The organism is Sphingomonas bacterium (assembly GCF_903643035.1).
Taxonomy (GTDB): Bacteria; Pseudomonadota; Alphaproteobacteria; order Sphingomonadales; family Sphingomonadaceae; genus Sphingomonas.
The window spans coordinates 1-3,867 of record NZ_CAHJWW010000262.1; the positions used below are offsets into that span (position 1 = coordinate 1).

General features: G+C 70.2%; 5 protein-coding genes. All 5 read left to right on the forward strand.

Annotated features, from left to right (window positions below):
* Window positions 1-1,169, forward strand: a 1,169-nt coding sequence (locus tag HUV01_RS13445) for a thiamine pyrophosphate-dependent dehydrogenase E1 component subunit alpha (RefSeq protein ID WP_174298731.1), incomplete at its 5' end; no start/stop codon positions are given.
* Window positions 1,166-1,297: a hypothetical protein gene (locus HUV01_RS15365; RefSeq protein WP_302480062.1), complete on the forward strand. Its 132-nt coding sequence runs from the start codon at window positions 1,166-1,168 to the stop codon at window positions 1,295-1,297. The genes HUV01_RS13445 and HUV01_RS15365, both read left to right, overlap by 4 nt.
* 34 nt (window positions 1,298-1,331) lie before the next feature.
* A complete protein-coding gene (locus HUV01_RS13450; RefSeq protein ID WP_174298733.1) occupies window positions 1,332-2,336 on the forward strand; it encodes an alpha-ketoacid dehydrogenase subunit beta in 1,005 nt (334 codons plus the stop codon).
* 1 nt (window position 2,337) lies between these two features.
* Window positions 2,338-3,651, forward strand: coding sequence for a dihydrolipoamide acetyltransferase family protein (locus HUV01_RS13455; protein WP_174298732.1), 1,314 nt, complete (start codon window positions 2,338-2,340; stop codon window positions 3,649-3,651).
* 30 nt (window positions 3,652-3,681) lie between these two features.
* Window positions 3,682-3,867, forward strand: a 186-nt coding sequence (locus HUV01_RS13460; RefSeq protein WP_254606645.1) for an enoyl-CoA hydratase-related protein, incomplete at its 3' end; no start/stop codon positions are given.

Sequence of the window (3,867 nt, forward strand, 5' to 3'; positions counted from 1 at the left end):
AGGCGCGGCGGCCCGACCCGGCGGACCCGGCACGCGGCTTCGCCGACCTCGCCTACGCGCTGGTCCGCGTGCTGGACGAAGACGATCGCGCGGTGGGCCCGTGGGACCCGCGGCTCAGCCCCGACACGCTGCGCGCGATGCTCAAGGCGATGGCGACGCTGCGCGCGTTCGACGAGCGGATGTTCCGCGCGCAGCGGCAGGGCAAGACCAGCTTCTACATGAAGGCGACCGGCGAGGAGGCGGTCGCCGTGCCGCAGGCCTTTGCGCTCGACCGCGACGACATGTGCTTCCCGTCCTATCGCCAGCAGGGGCTGCTGATCGCGCGCGGCTATCCGCTGGTCGAGATGATGAACCAGATCTATTCGAACAAGGGCGACAAGCTGCAGGGCAAGCAGCTGCCGATCATGTATTCGGCCAAGGATCACGGCTTCTTCTCGATCTCCGGTAACCTCGCGACGCAATTCCCGCAGGCGGTGGGCTGGGCGATGGCGTCGGCGGCCAAGGGCGACACGCGCATCGCGGCGGTGTGGTGCGGCGAGGGCTCGACGGCGGAGGGCGACTTTCATTCCGCCTGCACCTTCGCCGCCGTGTACCGCGCGCCCGTCATCCTCAACGTCGTCAACAACCAATGGGCGATCTCCAGCTTCTCCGGCTTCGCGGGCGCGGAGGAGACCACGTTCGCGGCGCGCGCGGTGGGCTATGGCATCGCCGGCCTGCGCGTCGACGGCAACGACGCGCTGGCGGTGTACGCCGCGACGCAATGGGCGGCGGAGCGCGCCCGGCTGAACCACGGGCCGACGCTGATCGAGCATTTCACCTATCGCGCCGAGGGCCACTCCACGTCGGACGATCCGTCGCAATATCGCAGCGCCGGCGAGCCCAACGCCTGGCCGCTGGGCGATCCGGTCAAGCGGCTGCGCGATCACCTGGTCGCGATCGGCGAATGGGACGAGGAGCGTCACGCCGCGCAGGACCGGGAAGTCGCCGAGACCGTCCGCGCCGCGCAGCGCGAGGCGGAGAAAAACGGCATCCTGGGTCACGGGCTGCTGCAGCCGCTCGACACGCTGTTCGACGGCGTGTTCGAGGAGATGCCGTGGCACCTGCGCGAGCAGCAGGCGCAGATGATGGCGGAAGAACGGGCGAGCGGACGGCCATGGGACCGGAAGTGATCCCTGCCGTCATCCCCGCGAAAGCGGGGACCCAGCTCCTGTATGAAGGGAACGGCACGACGGTGGCGATCGAGACGCGCGGCGGAGGCTGGGTCCCCGCGTTCGCGGGGATGACGAGCAATGGCTGAGACCGTCGCCGTGACCGCCCTTCCCACCACCCGCATGAACATGATCCAGGCGATCAACTCCGCGCTCGACGTCGCGATGGCGGCGGACGCGGACGTGATCGTGATGGGGGAGGATGTCGGCTATTTCGGCGGCGTGTTCCGCGCCACCGCCGGGCTGCAGGCCAAATATGGCAAGTTGCGCGTGTTCGACACGCCGATCACCGAGATCGGCATCGTCGGCGTCGCGATCGGCATGGGCGCCTATGGCCTGCGCGCGGTGCCGGAAATCCAGTTCGCCGACTATATCTACCCCGCGCTCGACCAGCTGGTCAGCGAGGCGGCGCGGCTGCGCTATCGTTCGGCGGGCGAGTTCACCGCGCCGATCACCGTGCGCTCGCCCTATGGCGGCGGCATCTTCGGCGGGCAGACGCACTCGCAGTCGCCCGAGGGCATCTTCACGCATGTCAGCGGCATCAAGACGGTGATCCCCGCGACGCCCTATGACGCCAAGGGCCTGCTGCTCGCGGCGATCGCGGACAACGACCCCGTGCTCTTCCTGGAGCCCAAGCGCATCTACAACGGCCCGTTCAACGGCCATTGGGACCGGCCGGCGGAGAACTGGTCCAAGCACCCCGCGGGCGCCGTGCCGACCGGCCATTACCTGATCCCGCTGGGGCAGGCGCGGATCGAGCGTGCGGGCGAGGCGGTGACGATCCTGGCCTATGGCACGATGGTCCATGTCGTCGCCGCCGTGGTCGCCGAACAGGGCGTCGACGCGGAGGTCATCGACCTGCGCACGCTCGTCCCGCTCGACATCGGCGCGATCGAGGCGTCGGTGCGCAAGACCGGGCGGTGCATGATCGTCCACGAGGCGACGCGCACCTCCGGCTTCGGCGCGGAGCTGTCGGCGCTGGTGCAGGAACGCTGCTTCTATCATCTGGAAGCGCCGATCGAGCGCGTCACCGGCTTCGACACGCCCTATCCGCACAGCCTGGAATGGGCGTATTTTCCCGGCCCGGTGCGCATCGGCGAGGCCCTGCGCAAGCTGCTGAAAGACTAGGATGGCCCGCTTCACCTTCAAGCTTCCCGACATTGGCGAGGGCATCGCGGAGGCCGAGATCGTCGCCTGGCACGTCGCGGTCGGCGACCGGGTGGAGGAGGACCAGAACCTCGCCGACATGATGACCGACAAGGCGACGGTGGAGATGGAGTCGCCGGTGGCGGGCACGGTGGTCGAGGTCGCGGGCGCGGTTGGCGACCAGATCGCGATCGGCGCGGCGCTGGTGGTGATCGAGACGGACGCGGAGGCGGGCGGGACCGAGGTCGAGGCGCAGGCCGAGGCGGAGAACCCCGGGCGGGAGGAGGTAGGGGCCCTCTCCCTCTCCCCTTCAGGGGAGAGGGATGAGACGCCGAAGGCGGCGATGGGAGAGGGGCCGTCCGGAACGTCTCCTACGGCCCCTCTCCCGACCTTGCTACGCTCGGCCACCCTTCCCCCTGAAGGGGAGAGGGAACAGGTCCTCGCCTCCCCCGCCGTGCGCCTGCGCGCGCGCGAGCTGGGCGTCGACCTCGCGCAGGTGAAGGTCGCCGACGGCGATCGCGTCCGCCACCAGGACCTCGACGCGTTCCTGCGCTATGGCGCCGGCCAGGGCTATCACGCTCCCGGCGCGTCGCGGGCGCGGCCCGACGAGCAGGTGCGCGTGATCGGCCTGCGCCGGCGCATCGCGGAGAACATGGCCGCCGCCAAGCGGCACATCCCGCACTTCACCTATGTCGACGAGATCGACGTCACCGAGCTGGAAGCCGCGCGCGCGGCGCTCAACGCCGATCGCGGGGAGCGGCCGAAACTGACGCTGCTGCCGCTGCTGATCGTCGCGATCTACCGCTCGCTGCCCGATTTTCCAATGCTCAACGCGCGCTACGACGACGAGGCCGGGATCGTGACCCGGTCGGGCCGCGTCCATGTCGGCATGGCGACGCAGACCGACGCGGGGCTGACCGTTCCCGTCATCCGCGACGCGCAGGACCGCAACGTCTGGCAGCTCGCGACCGAGATCGCGCGGCTCGCCGACGCCGCGCGGGCGAACAGGCTCACCTCGGCCGAGCTGGGCGGGGGAACGATCACCGTCACCTCGCTGGGACCCCTCGGCGGCATCGCGACGACGCCCGTCATCAACCGCCCGGAAGTGGCGATCATCGGCCCCAACCGCATCGTCGAGCGGCCGGTGTTCCGCGGCGACGACGTGGTCCGCGCCAAGCTGATGAACCTGTCGATCAGCTGCGACCATCGCGTCGTCGACGGCTGGGACGCGGCGTCCTATGTCCAGGCGCTCAAGCGGCTGCTGGAGACCCCCGTGCTGCTGTTCGCGCCCGGGTGATCGCGCGGCGCGCGCGAGGAGGAGAAAGCCGTGTCCGTCACCACCATCCATGAGGGCCATGTCGCGGTCGTCGGCTTCGCCCGGCCGCCGCACAACCATGCCGATCTGGCGCTGCTGACGGCGATCGGCACCGCGTTCGACGCGGCGGACGCCGACCCGGCGGTGCGCGCGATCCTGCTGCGCTCCGACGGCCGCGTGTTCTGCGCCGGCGCCGAC